Source organism: Streptomyces sp. NPDC050121 (genome assembly GCF_044460385.1).
Lineage (GTDB): Bacteria > Actinomycetota > Actinomycetes > Streptomycetales > Streptomycetaceae > Streptomyces > Streptomyces soliscabiei.
In genome coordinates this window covers 182,030-200,935 of the sequence record NZ_JBITJV010000006.1, presented here as the reverse complement: position 1 = coordinate 200,935, position 18,906 = coordinate 182,030, and the positions used below count along the sequence as shown (strand labels likewise).

The following is an 18,906-nucleotide window of genomic DNA, read 5'->3' as shown; positions in this document are numbered from 1 at the left end:
ACGGGCCGGCCGCCGCGCGCGGACCGGCCCGTTCCCCGGCCAACTGCTTCGCTCCGCCGTGCACGGCGTCCCGCTGTCCGCGGAGCACTCAACGGGAGGAACACGGAACGGCATGAAGACCAGATCACGTAACCGAACGGGCAGGCCGTGGCGCCGTATGGCGATGGCCACGGCCGCCGTGCTGACCGCGACCCTGCTCCAGGCGTCGGGCGTGCCCGCCGTCGCCCAGGGCTGGGTGAAGCCCGCGCTGCCGCGGTCGGAGTCGCCGGTCGCCGGCGGCCCGGCGGGCAAGGCGGTGCCCCGCAAGGTGACCAAGGGGCCTCGCACGCCCACCGGAGCACCGGCCACCGGCTGGCCCAAGGCGAGCGCGGCGGCCGTGACGCTGCGGCAGCAGGCGACCCGGGTCAAGGGGCTGCCGCTCACCCTGGACACCAAGGTCGACCGGTCCAAGGACGCGGCCACCGGCACCTACACCGTCGGCACGCTGTCCCGCGAGGCGTCGCGGAAGACGGGTGTCGACGGGCCGGTCTTCACCCTGACTCCCCGCCAGGGCGGCACGCAGCGCGCCGGTACGGTGCGCGCCGCGCTGGACTACTCCTCCTTCGCCGGCCTGTACGGCGGCGGGTATGCGGACCGGCTGACCCTGGTCCGGCTGCCCGCCTGCGCGCTGACGTCGCCGCAGAAGGCGCAGTGCCGTACGGTCCAGCCGGTGCCGACCGTCAACGACACCGAGAAGCAGACGCTGACCACGAAGGCGGTCGCGCTCAGCGCGAGCACGGCGACCGTGCTGGCGGCGACCGCTTCGTCGGGCAGCGACCGGGGCGACTACAAGGCCACCCCCCTGTCCGCCTCCTCGACCTGGAACACCGATCAGAGCACCGGCTCGTTCGCCTGGGCCTACGACATGGCGGTGCCGCAGGTGCCCGGCGGGCTGGCCCCGAAGGTCGGTCTGTCGTACTCCTCCGGCGGCATCGACGGCCGGACGGGAAACACCAACAACCAGGCGTCGTGGGTCGGTGACGGCTTCGACCTGTCGCCGGGCTTCATCGAGCGCAGCTACAAGGGGTGCGCGGACGACGGCGTCACCAACGCCGACGGCAACAAGCCGGGCGACCTGTGCTGGGCGTACGACAACGCCACGCTGTCGCTGAACGGTTCGGGCGGTGAGCTGGTGCCCAACGGGACCAACTCCTTCAAGCTGCAGAACGACAACGGCACGAAGATCGACCGGATCTACGGCTCCACCTCCGACGTGCGCTCCAACGGCGCCCGTAACGACGAGTACTGGCGCGTCACCACCCCCGACGGCACGCAGTACTACTTCGGCTACAACCGGCTGCCCGGCTGGGCCAGCGGCAACGAGACCACCGACTCGGCGTGGACGGTGCCGGTCTTCGGCAACAACACCGACGAACCGTGCCACGCCGCCGCCTTCGCGGACTCCTGGTGCCAGCAGGGCTGGCGCTGGAACCTCGACTACGTGGTGGACCCGCACGGCAACGCCGTCGCGTACTACTACGACAAGGAGACCAACTCCTACGGCCGCAACCTCAAGGCGGCCGACGACACCCCGTACGTGCGCGGCGGCACGGTCGACCGCATCGAGTACGGCCTGAAGTCCACGGCCATGTACTCGGCGAAGCCGCTGGCCAAGGTGAACTTCACCAACAGCGAGCGGTGCATCCCCGACAGCAACACCGACTGCTCCTCGATCTCCAAGGACGCGTTCTACTGGTACGACACCCCGTGGGACCTGAACTGCACGGCGGGCACCGACTGCGACAACGGGCGGTTCTCCCCGGCGTTCTTCACCCGCAAGCGCCTGACGAGCGTCACCACCCAGGTGCTGGTGGCCGGTTCCTACAGCAACGTCGACGGCTGGAAGCTCGCCCACCGGTGGGGGATGGCGGACACCGACTACCAGCTGCTGCTGGACTCGGTCCAGCACACCGGCTACGACGGCACGGCCTCGATCACCCTGCCGAAGGTCACCTTCGCCTACACACAGCTCGCCAACCGCCTCGACAAGATCGGCGACGGCTACGCGCCGTACATCAAGGCCCGGCTGTCCTCCGTCGCGGACGAGTCGGGCGGTCAGATCGACGTCGGCTACTCGGCGCCGGTCTGTGACGCCGCCGCGCTGCCCACCCCGGAGACCAACACCACCCGCTGCTTCCCGCAGTACATCGGCGGCAGTGCGACCGTCGACCCGGACCGGCAGTGGTTCAACAAGTACGTGGTGGACACGGTCACTTCGACCGACCGCACGGGCGGCGCCCCGGACCAGGTCACGATGTACGACTACCTGGACGGCGCGGCCTGGCACTACGACGATGACGACGGCATGACCAAGGAGAAGTCCAAGACCTGGTCGCAGTGGCGCGGTTACGGCCACGTCCGGGTGCGCACGGGCGGTCAGGGCGGCGCGTCGGCGATGAAGACGCAGACCGACAGCTACTTCCTGCGCGGCATGGACGGCGACCGCAAGACGGCCTCCGGCGGTACCAAGAGCGTCTCGGTCACCCTCGATGCGGGTGAGGGCGATGCGATCACCGACCACGAGTCGCAGGCCGGGTTCGCGTACAAGACCGTCACCTACTCCGGTCCCGGCGGGAAGGTGCTGTCCAAGACGGTGAACCGGCCCTGGTACAAGGAGACCGCGAAGAAGGTCCGCACCTGGGGCACCGTCACCGCCAACCTCACCGGCAACGCCTCAGCCAAGTCGTGGACCTCGCTGGACGACGGCGCCGGCGTCAAGTGGCAGACCACCGCGACGTCCGACACCCACGACGCCACCACCGGCCTGGTCACCCAGACCGAGGACCTCGGCGACACGACGACCGCGGCCGACGACCAGTGCACCCGCACCACCTACGTCACCGGCAGCGTCCCCGTGCAGGCCCCCGCCCGGGTCGAGACGGTCGCCAAGGCGTGCGACGCCGCCACCAGCCGCCCGGCCGACGTCATGTCCGACGTCCGCACCGCCTACGACGGCGGGGCCTACGGCGCCGCGGCGACGAAGGGCGACGCCACCAGGACCGCGAAGCTCAAGACGTACAGCGGGACCAGCGCCCTCTACCTGGAGTCCACCTCCACCTACGACGGCTATGGCCGGGCCCTGACCACCAACGACCTGACCGCCGACGTCACGGTCACCTCGGCGGGCGCGCTCACCCGGGCCGCCCGCACCGACGGCCGGATCACCACCACGGCGTACACCCCGACCACCGGATTCCCCACCAGCAGCACGGTCACCACCCCGCCCGCCACGCCCGGCGACAGCACCACCGCCCAGACGTCGACCACCGCCTACGACACGCTGCGCGGCCAGCCGCTCACGGAGACCGACACCAACGGCAAGGTCGTCACCTACGCGTACGACCCGCTGGGCCGCACCGCCAAGGTGTGGCAGACGGACCGGACCACGAGCCAGACCCCCAGCTACGAGTTCACTTACACCATCACCGAGGGCAAGCCGGTCGTGGTGGCCACCAAGACCATCGGCAACTCGGGTGCGCAGGACACCACGTACACCTTCTACGACGGCTTCCTGCGCGCCCGGCAGACCCAGGCCCCCGGTCCGAACGGCGGAACACTGCTGGCGGACACCTTCTACGACGAACGCGGCCTGACCGCAAAGGAGTTCGCTCCCTACTACGCCACGACGGCGCCGTCCACGACGCTCTTCAAGCCCGAGGACGCGCTGGGCGTGGAGACCCAGAACCGTTACACCTACGACGGCCTGGGCCGGGTGACCGAGTCACGGCAGATCGCCGGCAACGGCGACGGCGGAGCGGTCCTCGGCGTCACGAAGACGATCTACGGCGGTGACCGCACCACGGTCATCCCGCCGGTCGGCGGCACCGCGCAGACCACCGTCACCGACGCCCGCGGCCGCACCAGCGAAGTACGCCTGCTGCACGCCCGCGCCGCCGACGCCGCCTACGACACCACGTCGTACGGCTACTCGCCGCGCGGCGAGCTGACGCGGGTCACCGACCCGGCCGGCAACGCCTGGACGTGGACGTACGACCTGATGGGCCGGCTGACCGACACCACCGACCCCGACAAGGGCGCCGGCCACAACGAGTACGACGACCGCTCCCAGCTGACCAGCACCAAGGACGCCCACGGCAGCGTCCTCGCCTACGGCTACGACGGTCTGGGCCGCAAGACCGAGCTGCGCGACACCTCCTCGACCGGCACCCTGCGCGCCAAGTGGGTCTACGACACCGTCAGCGGCGCCAAGGGCCAGCTCGCGTCCAGCTCGCGATACAGCGGCGGCCAGGAGTACAAGACCAGCGTCGTCGCCTATGACCGGCAGTACCGGCCGTTGCGCACCTCGATGACCATCCCCTCGACCGAGGGCGTGCTGGCCGGCACCTACCTGTCGGCGACCACGTACAACGCCTCCGGCACGATCCAGGGCATCGGCTACCCCAAGGCCGGTGACCTCGCCGCCAACACCGTCACCTACACCTACGAGGACGGCACCCTGCGGCCCGTCGGGATCAGCGGCCCGCAGAACCTGACCGGGAGCTCCACCTACAGCCTCACCGGCAAGCCGCTGCAGTACTCGCTGGCCGCGAACGGCGGCAAGACGACGTACGAGACCAACACCTACGAGTGGGGCACCCAGCGGCTGGCCACCTCACGGGTGGACCGTCAGGACGTCGCGGGCGTCGACCAGTACAACACCTACAAGTACGACGAGGCGGGCAACGTCCTGTCCGTCTCGGACACCTCCCGCGCCGGCACCGACAACCAGTGCTTCGCCTATGACTACTTCGGCCGGGTGATGGAGGCCTGGGCGCAGTCGACCACCGGCTGCGTCGCCACTCCCACCACCGACACGGTGGGCGGCCCGGCGCCGTACTGGACCTCCTACACCTACGACAAGGTCGGCAACCGGCTCACCGAGACCCGGCACGCCACCACGACCGGCGCCTCGGACACCAAGCGGACCTACCACTACCCCGACCCGGGTCCGGTCCGGCCGCACGCACTGGGCTCCGTGGACGAGGTCACCGGCACGGTCAAGTCCACCGACAGCTTCACCTACGACGACGACGGCAACACCCACACCCGGCTGCTGGGCAACGGCACCTCCCAGACCCTGGACTGGGACGCCGAGGGCCACCTCGCCAAGGTCACCCAGCCGGTGGAGGGCAGCAGCGACAAGGTCACCGAGTACCTCTACGACGCCGACGGCACCCGGCTGATCGGCCGCACCCCGACCGAGACGACGCTCTACCTCGGCGCCACGGAGATCACCCTGCCGAAGGGTGCGACCGCCGCCAAGGGCACCCGCTACATCGACGTCGGCGGCGGCCACCAGGCGGTGCAGGCCAACGACGGATCCATCTCCTTCACGCTGGCCGATCACCACGGCACGGCCCAGCTGTCCGTCAACGCCACCTCCCAGGCACTGACCCAGCGCCGCACCCTGCCGTTCGGCGGGTCGCGCGGCACCGAGCCGACCACCTGGACCGGCACCAAGGGCTTCATCGGCGGCACCGCCGACACCGCCACGGGCCTCACCCACCTCGGCGCCCGCGAGTACGACCCCGCCACGGGACGGTTCCTGTCGGTCGACCCGGTCTTCACGGCCGACGACCCGCAGCAGATGAACGGCTACACCTACGCGAACAACAACCCGCTGACGTTCTCCGACCCGGCGGGCACGGAGATCGGCTCCCGGCCCAACTCCTGCCAGTACGACATCAAGTACTGCAGCAAGCACGAGCAGCAGGAAGTCGGCTACGACCCGAAGACGGGCACGTCCGACTACCACCGCGGCAACATCTACAAGCGCGCCCACGCGGCGAAGAAGCACTGGGTGGCGACGAACACCCCCGTCACGAACGACATCGACAAGCTCCAGAACTACTGGGCCAGCATGATGGACGGGGAGTTCACCGACAACTTCTGGTCCAACCCCGTCTACGAGTCGTCCACGGCGGGCTCGGCCTGCTACGGGCGTGAGGGATGCCGTCAGGCCTACCTCTACGTGCTGCACGAGGGCGACCACGCCGACGTCAAGAAGGCCAAGGAGATCGCGGCCACCTACTGCGTCTACCACGCCAACCAGTGCTCGGACGAGGCCAAGGAGGTGGCGCGGGGCAAGGTCATCGAGGAGATCACCAACGAGGTGTTCCTGGCCTATCTCGGCGGGGCGCAGGGAATCGAGGAAGACGGGACGCCCTGCAACAGCTTCGCCCCCGGTACCGAGGTCCTGCTGGCCGACGGCACCACCAAGCCCATCGAGGAGATCAGACCCGGCGACAAGGTTCGCACCACCGATCCGAAGACCGGCCGCACCACGACCAGGACGGTCACCGCCGAGATCACCGGCAAGGGCCTGAAGCAGCTGGTCAGGATCACCCTGTCCGTCGACGGCGAGAAGCGGACGGTCTCCCTGACCGCGACCGACGGTCACCCCTTCTGGGTGCCGGAACTGGGCCAGTGGATCGACGCCACCCACCTCATCCCCGGCGAGTGGCTGCTCGCTTCCACCGGGGCGACGGTCCGGGTGACGGCGGTGGACCGCTGGACCGCCCCGGCCACTGTGCACAACCTCACCGTCGCCGACGTCCACGCGTACTATGTGCTCGCCGGGACCACGCCGGTGCTCGTGCACAACTGCCCCAAGCGGGTGGCACGGGGTGCCAACGCCGTTCCGGAGACCCCGAACATCGTTCACGAGGGGGTCGCGGACATCAAGGTCAACGGACGCCCGCAGCGGGTGGACGAGAACGGCAACCCCGACTTCTTCACGGTGCGACCGACCACGCCGCAGCGGATCGCCCGGAAGTGGGGTGGAGCCAAGATCTACGACATCCCCAACGGCGGCAACAGCTACCGGGTGCTGATCAACGGTCACGGTGACATCGGCTGGGTCAGGAACCACGACTACACCAAGATCTACCCCTACACACCTCGGTCGTAAGAAGTCCCGAGGGAATCCGCCGCGACATCGCGGCGCCGTCCGGGCCCCCGGGGGGGGGGGGGGCCCCCCGCCGCCGGGTTGAATTAGGACCCCCGGACCGAGGGTAGCACCCGGGTGTAAGGGTGGCCCCGCTGGGAGAAGCGGGGAGCGCGGCCGCCACCGCCAGGACCCCGCCTCCCCCCGACCCCCCCCCGCGCCCCGGCCCCCCCCCCCCCCCCCCCCCCCCCCCACCCCCCCCCCCCCCCCCCCCCCCCCCCCCCCCCCCCCGCCCCCCGCGGGGGGCGCGGCCGGCCCCCCCCCCCCCCCCCGGGTTCATGTCGTCCCGAGGAGCCTTGGGACGCACGGGTGAGAAAGGTTGCCCCCTGTGGAAGAAGCAGAGTTCGCGGCGTCGCTGTTGGACGCGGGCCTGCAGTGGTGCGCGGCGGAAGCCGTCGGCGGCGCGCTGCCCGTCGCGGCCGCCTGGCTCGCCACCAGCTGCCGTCGGGAGGACGGACGGCGTGACGAGACCGTGCGCAGGGACGATCCGCAGTTGATCGAGAAGGCGAACGACGGGTGGTTCCGGCTGGCCCGCGACCACGGGTTCCTGGGAGAGGACCGGGAGTTCCTGCTGGGCGTGAACCACGCCGACGACGAGTCGGTGCCGATCCTGCGCTGGGCGAGAGTCCGGCTCCTTCAGGAGTGGGACATCATGGGGGCCGGCGCCGCGACCGGGATCCTGGGATCGGCGGCCGGATTCCCCGAGTTCGCCATGCTCTCGCTCGACGGCAACGTCATCCTGCGAGGCACCGTCTGGCAGGAATCCATCGGCTCCCTGCTGGTTCCCGACCCGCATCGGGTGAAGATCATCCGTGACTACGTCGAGCGGCGTTCCGCCAATCCCCGCACTCCCGCCGCGGAGCGTGCCGAAGGCGAGGCCTGGCTCAGAACGCATCCCCCGGAGCACTGACGGGATACACGATGCCCCGCCGGACGTTTCCGGCGGGGCATCGTGCATGACGGCTACCGGGGACGACGGCCCCGGCTTCCGGGGGCGCGGCGGGGGAGCGGCCGTGGGCGGGTCTTCGCGGCCGGGGGCTCCTCGGCGGGCCGGGTCCTCGCCGACTCGTCCTGCCACGCCTCGTAGTCCGTGAAGGCGTCACCAAAGTCCTGGCCGCCGAATCCGGCCAGGGCGTCGGCGTGCCGGGACTGCGGGACGCTCTTGACCAGGGCCAGGGCGAGTGTGTCGGAGTCGGGCATGGCGTCCGGCGAGCGCTGGGCGACCGTGTCGGGCAGCATGACGAGGGACGTCGTGCCGGACCGCTCGCCCGAGGGGCGCAACTGGACGCGGATGCCGTGCCGTTCGGCGAGTCGGCCGACCACGAACAGGCCCATGTGCTGGGAGATGTCGACGTCGACGGTCGGCGGGTTGGCCAGCTTGTGGTTGAGCGTCGCGAAGTCGTCCGCCTCCAGCCCGATGCCCTCGTCGTGGATCTCGACCATGATCCGTCCGTCGGGCAGCCGCACCGCGGTCACCCGCACCTCCGAGCGCGGGGAGGAGAACGCGGTGGCGTTCTCCAGCAGTTCGGCGAGCAGATGGACGAGGTCGGTCACGGCCCGGCCGTGGATGTGGGCCTCGGGGATGCCGGAGAAGCGGATGCGCTCGTACTGCTCCACCTCCGACGAGGCCGCGCGGATCACGTCGACCAGGGGAAGCGGCTGGTCCCACTGCTGGGCGGGCTTCTCGCCGCCGAGCACCAGGAGGTTCTCGCCGTTGCGGCGCATACGGGTCGCGAGGTGGTCCAGGCGGAAGAGGTTCTCCAGCAGCTCCGGGTCGGCCTCGTTGTCCTCCAGGCTGGTGATCAGCGCCAGTTGGCGTTCGATCAGGGACTGGCTGCGGCGCGAGAGATTGGTGAAGATCGCGTTGATGTTGCCCCGCAGCAGGGCCTGTTCCGCGGCGAGCCGGACGGCCTCGCGGTGGACGTGGTCGAAGGCCCGGGCGACCTCGCCGATCTCGTCGGTGGTGTGGATCGGGATCGGGGTGACCCGGGTGTCCACCTGGCCGGGATCGTTCTGCGACATCTGGTCGATCATCGTCGGCAGCCGCTGCCCGGCGATCTCGATGGCGGAGGCGCTGAGCCGGCGCATGCCGGTGCTCATGGTGCGGGCCACCCAGGCGGCGAGCAGGAAGGCGACGAGCACCGCGGCGAGGACGAGCGCGGCGTTCATGATGGCGTCGCGGCGCGCGTCGTCGGCGATGTCCTGGGCGCTCGCGAGCGCGGTGTCGGTGAGGTTCACCTGGATGCCCCGGTAGGCGTCGAAGCCCAGCGTGGACGCGGCGAAGAACGACTCGGGCGTGATGCCCTGCGCGGCGAGTTCCGCGGCCGGCTTCCCGGTGGAGATCTCGGTGATCATCTCGTCCATGCCGGGCGGGGCGACGAACGGCCGGCCCGCCGCCTTGGCCTGCGCGGCGGCCTGGGCTGTCTGTTCCTTGCCGCGCGCCTGCGCGTCGGCCAGCGCCTTCTGCAGCCGCGCCATGTCCCCGGTGGTGCCGGCGCCCGCGTACTCCTGGAGCCCCACCTGTTCGAGGTAGGCGTACGAGCGGAACGAGGCGAGCTGCGTCTGGAGCTCGCCCCGGGCGAGGCCGTCGCGGTCCTCCACCAGCAGATGGGTGCCGATGGACCGGATCAGGGACTCGGCCGCCTGGGTCAGGGACACGGCGTAGAGCGTGCGGCCGTAGCTCGCCTGGTTGCTGCTGCCGAAGCCCAGCTCGTTGGAGATCTCCATCAGGGGGTGCTGGACGGTGTGGTAGCTCTCCTCCGTCTGCACCCCGGACATCCGGGAGGTGAAGGCGGCCGCCCGCACGGTGTCGAGCTGCTTCTCGCCCTCGCGCACCAGCTGCACGCGCCGCAGGAGTCCGGCGGTCTTCGGCATACGGTCGACCGCCGCGCTGAACGCCTTGGCGTCCGCGTCGGTGATCTTCCGGGCCTGCACGACCGCGTCCGATGTCTTCTTGTCCTTGACCAGCGGGATGACCGACACATCGCGTTCGTTGATCGCATCGCTGGCATATTTGTTTGCCGCTTGAACCAGTTCGGCCACGCGGACCGCGTCGTCGGCGTCCTGCCAGGTGTCGACCGAACGTTTCACCCGCACGCCCCCGAGGACGAGGGCGACGAGCACCGGAATCAGCAGAACGGCCCGAAGCCTTCTGCCCACTGGCCAGTTGCGGGTGAGGGACTTTCTCCGTCCCTCCGCCGTAGGTGAGTTGTTCGGCAAGGTCGTCCAATCGCTGCTGGAACGTCTCGCGCGTGACGCGCCGGTACCCCTCACTACGACGCGTCGGCGGGGCCGCGTTCAAAAGTGGTGCAACTTTAACCAAAGTTCTCGGTCTCCGCGGTCACTTCAGCGCACTCGGGTCATACCGAGTCACAGAAAACCGACGGGTACCGCCTCAGGCCCGTCCATGGGCCTCCTGGGAGCGTCGCGACAGCGAGTCGATGACCACCGCGGCGAACAGCACCCCGCCCGTGATCACGAACTGGACGGCCGGGGGAGTGTCCGTGATCGCCATGCCGGAGGCGATCGACTGGATGACCAGCATGCCCAGCACCGCCGACCAGGTGGTACCGCGCCCGCCGAACAGACTGGTGCCGCCGATCACGGCCGCCGCGATGGCGTTGACCAGCAGCACCCCGGAGCCCGAGCTCTGGCTCACCGAGGTGATGCGGGAGGCCAGGAACAGGCCGCCGATCGCGGCCATCGTGCCCGAGGCCGCGAGCACCGCGGTCTGCACCCCCGTCACGCTGAGGCTGGCACGACGGGCCGCCTCGATGCTGCCGCCGAGGGCGTAGACCTGCCGCCCGTAGTGCGTACGGCGGAGCATGACGTCGAGGCCGGTCACCACCACGAGGAAGATCAGCAGGGCGAGCGGCAGGCCCTGGAACCGGTTCAGCAGATAGGCGACGGCGAACGCGACCACCGCCAGCCCCGCGGTGCGCACCACGATCGCGCGCAGCGAGCGATGCGGCATGCCGACGGCCCTGCGCCGCCGCCGGTCGCGGTCCAGGGCGAGGAAGACCGCACCCGCGGCGAGCGCCGCCAGCCCGTAGGCGACCGCGTCATCGGTGAAGTAGTAACTGGTCAGCTTGGCGACCAGCCCGTTCTCGTCGAGGTTGACGGTGCCGCTGTCGCCGAGGATGGCGAGCATCAGGCCGTTCCAGGTGAGCAGCCCGGCGAGCGTGACCACGAACGCCGGCACCCGCGTCCGGGCGATGGAATAGCCCTGCACGGTTCCCGCGAGGGTGCCCGCGAGCACCGCGACGACGAGCGCGAGCCACTCCGGCACCCCGTGGTTGACGTTCAGCACGGCGAAGACGGCCGCCGCCAGGCCGCTGATCGAGCCCACGGACAGATCGAGCTCGCCGAGCAGCAGCACGAAGACGATGCCGACCGCGATCAACCCCGTCCCGACGATGTCCACGCTGAGGTTGGACAGGTTGCGGGGCGAGAGGAAGTTCTCGTTGAGGGACTGGAAGGTGATCCACACGACGGCCAGGACGAGCACGACGGGCAGTGACCCCAGCTCGCCCGCCCCCAGCTTGTGCCGGAAGACCGCGACCCCGCTCCCCAGGGCACGGCCGACGGCCCGCACGCCGGTCACCACCCCGCCTCCCGGGCGGCCGGCCGGCGGGGCACGTTCTCCGTGGCGCCGGTGATGGACGAGATGATCTGCTCGTGCGACGCGGTGTGCACGTCGAAGAAGCCGTTGTTGCGGCCCAGACGCAGCACCGCGGCCCGGTCCGCGAGGGCCTTCACGTCGCCCATGTTGTGGCTGATGAGCAGCACGCCCAGCCCGCGGTCTCGCAGCTGGTCGATCAGGTCCAGGATCTCGGTGGTCTGCTCGATGCCCAGCGCGGCGGTGGGTTCGTCCAGGAGGAGCACCCGCGGTCCGGCGAGGAGCGAGCGGGCGATGGCGACCGTCTGCCGCTGGCCGCTGGAGAGGGAGACCACGGGGCCACGCAGATCGGGCAGTCGACTGGTCAGGCGTTCCAGCAGCTCTCTGGTGCGGCGCTCCATCTCGACCTCGTCGAGGAACCCGAACCTGCGCAGCTCCCGGCCGAGGAACAGGTTCCCGACGACGTCGAGGTTCCCGCACAGCGCCAGGTCCTGGTAGACGGTGGCGATGCCGAGGTCCCGGGCGTCATGCGGGCGTCTGATGTGGACCGGCCGGCCCTTCCACTCGATGACGCCCTTCTCGGCGGGGGTGACCCCGGAGATCACCTTGACCAGAGTGGACTTGCCGGCCCCGTTGTCCCCGAGGAGGGCGACGACCTGCCCGGAGTGGATCTCCAGCTCGATGTCCGTGAGGACCTCGACGACGCCGAAGCGCTTGCACACGCCCCGCAGCGCCAGCAGGGGGGGATCCGGCACGGAAACCAACTCCTTCTCGGGGGGCGTCGGGGCGATGCGGCGTCCGGTCGGCGCGGCCTCAGGTCAGTCCGGCCTTCGCGCAGGCGGCCCGCAGCTGCGGGGTGCAGATCTGCGCGACCGTGTGCAGGCCGTCCTTCACCACTGTGTCCCGGATGTTGCCGGCGGTCACCGACAGGGGGGTGAGCAGGACGGAGGCGACCGCGTCACCGCCGCGCGTCGGCACCTGGCCCGTGGCCACCTTGTCCAGGCTCTGCCCGCGGGCCGCGGCCACCGCCATGGCCCCGCCGGCGGCCGCCTCGGGCTTGAACGGCTTGAAGACGGTCATGTACTGGTCGCCCGCGACGATGCGCCGCAGGGCCGGGAGCTCGGCGTCCTGCCCGGTGACCGGGGGCAGCGGGTCCACCTTGTTGGCCTTGAGGGCGGCGATGCTCCCGCCGGCGAGGCCGTCGTTGGCCGCGTAGACGCCGTCGACGGAGCCGGCGCCGAGGGCCGCCAGGGCCCCGGACATGTTCATGTGCGCGGTCTCGGCCCGCCACTGGGGGGTGTCGTAGGCCTTGCCGATCTTCACCTTGCCGCCGAGCACGGACAGCGCGCCCTCCTTGAACGCCTTCGCGTTCGGGTCGCTGGGGTCGCCGTTCATCATGACGATCTCGGCGCCGGGCACCTTGTCGCCCATCGCCTTCAGCAGCGCCCGGCCCTGGAGCCGGCCGACCTCCACACCGTCGAACGAGACGTACCCCGAGATCGGACCCTGGGCGAGCCGGTCGTAGGCGATGACGGGGATGCCCGCCTCGTGGGCCTTGGTGACGGAGGCGCCGAGCGAACGGGCGTCCACGGCCACCAGCACGATCGCGTCGACGTTCTTGGTGATCATCGACTCCATCTGCTCCTGCTGGAGGGCCACGTCGCCCTTGGCGTTGGCGTGCTCGACCGCGCAGGTGTCGCACAGTTGCCTGATCCTCTTCTCCAGCAGGGGCCGGTCCTGCGTTTCCCACCGTGCCGTGGTGGCGTCCGGCAGAAGCAGACCGATGCGCGGCCCGTTCTCCCCGACGGGAGCGTTCCCCCCGCCCGCCCCGCAGGCCGCCAGCACGATCGCGGCGGACACCGCGGTCACGGTGGCGATCGTGTCCCGAATGCAGGCCTTCATGGGTGATACCTGCCGTAGACGACAATAAGGTGGAAATGTGGTGGATGTGTTCGATTGATCCTTATATGCGATTCTGGTGGGTGGGTGCCCCGATCTCAACCTGTCGGCACCTGCGGCAGGACGGGAGGTACGTTGCGGACATGCCTCGATCGGGCCCTGACCTTCGCCGGAGCGACACTGGCCGCGGTCTACGCACCCGACGCCGGCAACCAGGAGCTTCGGTTGGTGGACGCGTCCGGAGGAACCTCTTCCGGTTCGGGGCCGCCGGAGCATCTCCCCCTGTCCGGTGACTCGCCCCCGGCACGCGCCCTCCGCGTCGGCCGACCGCTCTGGCTCACCGCCGAGCCCCCGCTCGCCGCGCTGCCCCTCGGCCCCGAGGGCGCACGCCAGGGCTGCCTCCTCGTCATGGGAACCTCGGCGGACGGCTTCCAGACCGAGCAACGCCGGTTCCTGGAACGCTACGCCGACGCCGTCGCGGCCCTCCTCCCACCCGGCGCCGACCCGCCCCGGCCGGCCCAACTGCTCGGGCCCGCCCTGCGCAGCCTGCGCGTCGGCTCCTTCGTGCTCTTCCCGGACACCGGCCTGATCGACGCCGACGACATCCTGCTCGAACTCGTCGGCATCACCCCGGACGACTTCGACGGCAAGGCCGACACCCTGCTCGCCCACGCCCTCCCGGAGGACATGCACGCCCTGATGTCGGTGCTGGAGCCGTCCGCCGAGGACTTCGGCCGACGGGACCTGGAGTTCCGGGTCCGCGGCCCCACCGGCGAGATGCGCTGGCTGAGCCTGAGCTGCCGGGTGCAGGCCCCCGCCGACGGCCGGCCGGAACAGGTCCTCGGCGTGGTCACGGCCACCCCGGTCCTGCGCCGGGGCTCCGACGACGTCGCCCGGATCCAGTGGCTGACCGCCGCCCTCGACGACGCCGCGACCGTCCGGGACGTCGGCCGCGTCGTGGTCTCCGCCCTGCGCGAGCCGCTGGCCGCCGACCGGGTGGCCCTCGCCGCGCTCCAGGACGACCGGCTCATGGTCACCGTCCTCGACCCGCCCCAGCCCACCGCCTGGCCCGAGGTGTGGCGGACCGAATGGCGCACCGATTGGCCCGACGCCCCGCTGCGCGCCCTGCCCACCCTGCGGGCCGCCCTGCGGGACGGCCGGATGGACCTGTGGCCGGCCGGCGCCGACCTCGAACCCGGCCTCGCCGGCATCGGCACCGGCGGCCTCGCCGTCCTGCCACTGCCCGCCAAGGACCGGGTCGCCGGCGTCTGCCTGGTCGGCTGGGACCGCCCGCACGAGTTCGTCCCCGAGGAACGCTCCCTGCTCACCGCCACCGCCGCCCTCGTCGGCCAGGCCCTCAAACGCGCCCACGCGCACGACGCCGAGCAGGAACTCGCCACGATGCTCCAGCGCAGCCTGCTGCCCCGGCGCCTGCCCGAACTGCCCGGCGGCACCGCCGTAGCCCGCTATCTGCCCGCCCGGCGAGGCCTCCAGGTCGGCGGCGACTGGTACGACGTCATCGCCCTCTCCGAGGACCGGGTCGCCCTGGTCATCGGAGACGTCCAGGGACACAGCGCCGGAGCCGCGACGATCATGGGCCAGATGCGCACGGCGGTCCGCGCCTACGCCATGGAGGGCCACCCGCCCGACGTGGTCGTCTCCCACGCCAACCGGCTCCTCGTCGCCATGGAGACCGACCTGTTCGCCACCTGCTGCTACGCCGAACTGGACATGGAGGAGGGCAACATCCTGTTCGTCCGGGCCGGCCACCTCTCCCCCCTGCTGCGCCTGCCCGACGGCTCCACCGAAGAGGTCGAGGTCGCGGGCGGGCCCCCGTTGGGCATTCTCGCGGAAGCGGAGTTCCCCATGACAGCCGTCGAACTCGCCCCCGGCACCGTCCTCGCCCTGGTCACCGACGGCCTCGTCGAGGCCTCCGACCTGCCCCTGGACGAGGGTATGCACCGCACGCGCCTCGCACTGGCCGCGGCGGACCCCGAAGACCCCGGCCGGATGGCCGACGCACTCCTCGGCGACGTCGGCCGCCGTGAGGACGACGTGGCGCTGCTGCTCCTGCGCTACGACGGCATGAAGACCCGTCCGATCCGGGCCGGCTGGATGGTGTGGCGGCTGCCCGACGCCGTCATGCACGCCCGCCGCTTCACCGCACGCACCCTGCGCCGCTGGCAGGTCCAGGAAGCGGGCGACGCCGTCCTGCTCGTCGTCTCCGAACTCGTCACCAACGCTCTCGTGCACACCCAGGGCCCGGTCCGCCTCGACCTGGTGCTGCGCGGCGACCTGGTGCGCGTCGGCGTCAGCGACGCCTCGCCGCGCGCACCCGCCAAACCGGTCATCGTCGACTGGGAGTCCACCGGCGGCCGGGGCCTGCTGCTGGTCGAGGCGATGTCGGAGTCCTTCGGCTCGGTCCCCGTGGCCGGCGGCAAACAGGTGTGGAGCGAGATCGCCGTACCTGGGGGTGCGCCATGAGGATCCCACGCCGGTACCTCGTCGCCGTGGTCGCCGCGGCCCTTGTGACGACGCTCCTGGCCGCCTGCGGAGGCGAGCACCGCACGGGCGGCGAAGGCTTCACCGTCGGCCTGCTGCTCCCGAGCCGCGCCGTCCCCCGCTGGGAAGACTCGGACCGGCCGCTGATCGAGGCGCATGTGAAGAAGCTGTGCCCCACGTGCAGGATGGCGTACGCCAACGCCGGGGACGACGTGACCCGCCAGCGCGGGCAGCTGGTCTCCATGGTCACCAAGGGGGCCAAGGTCGTGATCCTCGACGCCGCCGACACCCGGGCGATGCGCTCCTCGATCCAGGAGGCGCGCCGGGCGGGCGTCCCGGTCGTCGCCTACGACCGCCTCGCCGAAGGCCCCATCGCCGGCTACGTCAGCTTCGACGCCCTCCAGGTCGGCCGGCTCCAGGGCGAGGCACTCCTGACCGCCCTGCCGAAGGGCGCCGGACGCACCGACGTCGTCATGGTCAACGGCGACCCGACCAGCGCCAACGCGGCCTCGTACCGCAAGGGCGCGCTGTCCGTCCTCACCGGCAAGGCGACGGTTGTGCGGTCCTACGAGACCCAGGACTGGAGCACGCAGAACGCCCACGCCAACATGTCCGCCGCCATCGCGGCCCTCGGCCCGGACCGCATCGACGGCGTCGTGGCGGCCAACGACTCCATCGCCGCGGGCGTCGTCGCCGCCCTCAAGAGCGCCGGCGTCACGAAGTTCCCGCCGGTCACCGGACAGGACGCCGACCTCGAGGCCGTGCGACGCATCGTCAAGGGCGAGCAGTACATGACGGTGTACAAGCCGTTCGAGAAGGAGGCCGCCGCCGTCGCCACCATGGCCGTCGCCGTCGGCCGCGGCGAGGATCCCCGCGACAGCGCCACGACCACCATCGACAGCCCCACCACCGAGAACATCCCGTCGGTCCTGCTCACCCCGACCGCGGTCACCGCCCCCGACATAGGGCCGGTCCTGGTCGGGGACGGCGTGTACACCGTCGGCCAGATCTGCACCCGTGACCTGCGGGCCGCCTGCGACCGGGCCGGCCTCACCCCGTGAGCAGCGGGACCTTCATACCTCGTGCGAACCGTCAGTACGCCGTGCGAACCGTCAGTTCTGGTACGGCTGCTGGTGCTGGTGCGGCTGCCCGTACGGCTGCTGCCCGCCGAAGCCACCCGCGCCCTGCGCGAGCAACTGGTCCGCCTGCTCCTTCGTCACCTTCTGCTCGGCGCCGCAGAACGTGCACTGCGTCGCGTACTTCGTCGAGATCGGGAACAACGGCACGAAGAACAGCGTGAACTTCGTGACCCGCTTCCTGAGGGTGTGCGCGGCGGGGTTCCCGCACCGGCCGCACAGCAGCGTCAGTATCGCCAGTTGGTAGAGGTATCCCTTGGTGCCGAAGATGATCACGCTGTGCTTCCTTCTGAGTGAGTGGTCGTCCGCACCGCACAGTCTGCTGCATACCGCGTCACCCGCGTGAGCGGCAGCCGGGTCCATGCCCTGGGCCACGTGGGCGAACGCCCGGCCGCGACAGCCGCGGCCGCCGCCGGGACACCGCCATGGTCGTCTGGCCGCCGCACGACGGCGCTTCCCCGCTCCCCTCACGGAGAGGTCCCGCAGTCCATGCCCCGACTCCCACGCCTGGCGGGCGTCACCGCCGCCGCTCTCGCCCTCGGCCTGCTGGCCACGGCTCCCGCCGCGGGCGGCGAGCCGACCGTCTCCGATCCGCGCGTCGTCGCCCACTTCGACCTCGCCCACGGCCGGACACCCGAGAACATCGCGCTCGAGCCCGACGGTTCCGCCGACCTGACGTTCGCCTTCGCCCGGCAGGTCGGCAACGTCACCCGGGAGGGCCGGACACGGATCCTCGCGACGCTGCCAGCCGTGGCGAGCCCGAACACCCCCATCACCGGCGCGGCCGTCGTCACCGGCATCGCCCGCGCCGACGACGGCACCCTCTACGTCAACTACGCCACCGGCACCGCCAAGACGGGCATCTGGCGCATCGACCCCGACGGCGGCGCACCCCGGCAGATCGCGGAACTGCCGGCGAACGGCTTCCCGGGCGGCCTCGCCCTCGACGAACGCCGCAACGTGCTCTACGCCGCGGACTCCGTGCTGGGCACCGTCTGGCGCGTCCCGCGCTCCGGCGGCGAACCCGTCGCCTGGGCCACCGGAGCGGAGCTCGAACCCGGCACCGCGCCTGACGCGGCCGGCGTCGGGGCCAACGGCCTCAGGTTCCACCACAACGCCGTGTGGGTGTCCAACACGGACGCGGCGACGCTCCTGCGCATCCCCGTGCGCCAGAACGGCTCCGCCGCGACGATCGAGACCCGGGCGACCGGCCTCGACGGGATCGACGACTTCGGCTTCCTCGAACGGCACCGGGACACCGTCCTCGCCGCCCTGAACGTCAGCAGCCAGGTCGCCCTGGTCCGCCCGGACGGCACCCACCGGATCGTCCTCACCCGGCAGGACGGCCTTTCCAACCCCACCGCCGTGGCCGTCCGCGGCCGCACCGCCTACGTCTCCAGCGCCGCCTACTTCACCCGGCAGGACCCCAACCTCCTCCTGGCCCGCGTCCACCAACGCGCCCGCGACTAGCCAGTAGGGCCTGTCCGGCGGAGCATGCCGCAGACGCGGGGAATGGCACGCCCTCCCCCACTCTCGGCTGCGCTCGAGCGGGGGGACCCCCATCGCGTCGACGCCCTCCTCCGCCTTGCAGGTGGACGCACCATTCCCTGCTCACCTGCGTCGATCAGGCGCCGCTGCTTTCCTGCGACCTGATCCGCCGGACAGGCCCCAGCACCGGCCGTGGGGGGGGGGGCCGCGCCCGGGGGGGGGGGGCCCCGCGCGGGGGGGGCCCCGGGGGGGGGGGGCCGGGGGGGGGCGCCCGCCCG

Annotated in this window: 10 protein-coding genes; 5 read left to right on the top strand and 5 right to left on the bottom strand. The window is 71.3% G+C overall.

Annotation, left to right across the window (positions count from 1 at the left end):
* The first annotated feature begins 112 nt into the window (after positions 1-112).
* Together ACIBTS_RS12030 and ACIBTS_RS12025 are read left to right on the top strand one after the other, a co-directional pair.
* Positions 113-6,949 (top strand): polymorphic toxin-type HINT domain-containing protein, encoded by a 6,837-nt coding sequence (locus ACIBTS_RS12030; protein WP_399318696.1) that lies wholly within the window; start codon positions 113-115, stop codon positions 6,947-6,949.
* Between the two features lie 364 nt (positions 6,950-7,313).
* Positions 7,314-7,895: a hypothetical protein gene (locus ACIBTS_RS12025; RefSeq protein WP_399318695.1), complete on the top strand. Its 582-nt coding sequence runs from the start codon at positions 7,314-7,316 to the stop codon at positions 7,893-7,895.
* Between the two features lie 53 nt (positions 7,896-7,948).
* On the opposite strand, the gene ACIBTS_RS12020 is transcribed toward ACIBTS_RS12025, so the two are convergent.
* From ACIBTS_RS12020 to ACIBTS_RS12005, 4 genes are all read right to left on the bottom strand, one after another.
* Positions 7,949-10,144, bottom strand: a complete 2,196-nt coding sequence (locus ACIBTS_RS12020; RefSeq protein WP_399318693.1) for a nitrate- and nitrite sensing domain-containing protein — start codon at positions 10,142-10,144, stop codon at positions 7,949-7,951.
* Between the two features lie 235 nt (positions 10,145-10,379).
* Positions 10,380-11,591, bottom strand: a complete 1,212-nt coding sequence (locus tag ACIBTS_RS12015) for a sugar ABC transporter permease (protein WP_399318691.1) — start codon at positions 11,589-11,591, stop codon at positions 10,380-10,382.
* Positions 11,585-12,367, bottom strand: a complete 783-nt coding sequence (locus ACIBTS_RS12010; RefSeq protein ID WP_399318690.1) for an ATP-binding cassette domain-containing protein — start codon at positions 12,365-12,367, stop codon at positions 11,585-11,587. The genes ACIBTS_RS12015 and ACIBTS_RS12010 overlap by 7 nt, the downstream gene beginning before the upstream one ends.
* Positions 12,368-12,416: 49 nt before the next feature.
* Positions 12,417-13,505 (bottom strand): sugar ABC transporter substrate-binding protein, encoded by a 1,089-nt coding sequence (locus tag ACIBTS_RS12005; RefSeq protein WP_399318688.1) that lies wholly within the window; start codon positions 13,503-13,505, stop codon positions 12,417-12,419.
* A gap of 132 nt (positions 13,506-13,637) precedes the next feature.
* On the opposite strand from ACIBTS_RS12005, the gene ACIBTS_RS12000 reads away from it, so the two are divergent.
* Together ACIBTS_RS12000 and ACIBTS_RS11995 are read left to right on the top strand one after the other, a co-directional pair.
* A complete protein-coding gene (locus ACIBTS_RS12000) occupies positions 13,638-15,986 on the top strand; it encodes a SpoIIE family protein phosphatase (protein WP_399318686.1) in 2,349 nt (782 codons plus the stop codon).
* Positions 15,983-17,065 (top strand): substrate-binding domain-containing protein, encoded by a 1,083-nt coding sequence (locus ACIBTS_RS11995; RefSeq protein ID WP_399318684.1) that lies wholly within the window; start codon positions 15,983-15,985, stop codon positions 17,063-17,065. The genes ACIBTS_RS12000 and ACIBTS_RS11995 overlap by 4 nt, the downstream gene beginning before the upstream one ends.
* A gap of 51 nt (positions 17,066-17,116) precedes the next feature.
* Here ACIBTS_RS11995 and ACIBTS_RS11990 read toward each other — a convergent pair whose 3' ends face one another.
* A complete protein-coding gene (locus tag ACIBTS_RS11990) occupies positions 17,117-17,416 on the bottom strand; it encodes a zinc-ribbon domain-containing protein (protein ID WP_079663826.1) in 300 nt (99 codons plus the stop codon).
* Positions 17,417-17,629: 213 nt separating this feature from the next.
* Between ACIBTS_RS11990 and ACIBTS_RS11985 the strand changes: the two genes are divergently transcribed.
* Positions 17,630-18,610 carry a hypothetical protein gene (locus ACIBTS_RS11985; RefSeq protein WP_399318682.1) on the top strand — a complete coding sequence of 327 codons (981 nt, stop codon included), beginning with the start codon at positions 17,630-17,632 and terminating at the stop codon, positions 18,608-18,610.
* The last annotated feature ends 296 nt before the right edge of the window (positions 18,611-18,906 follow it).

Coding starts and splice junctions, on each gene's coding strand:
- ACIBTS_RS12030 (WP_399318696.1), top strand. CDS start 113: ATGAAGACCAGATCACGTAACCGAACGGGCAGGCCGTGGCGCCGTATG.
- ACIBTS_RS12005 (WP_399318688.1), bottom strand. CDS start 13,505: ATGAAGGCCTGCATTCGGGACACGATCGCCACCGTGACCGCGGTGTCC.
- ACIBTS_RS11995 (WP_399318684.1), top strand. CDS start 15,983: ATGAGGATCCCACGCCGGTACCTCGTCGCCGTGGTCGCCGCGGCCCTT.
- ACIBTS_RS11985 (WP_399318682.1), top strand. CDS start 17,630: ATGCCCCGACTCCCACGCCTGGCGGGCGTCACCGCCGCCGCTCTCGCC.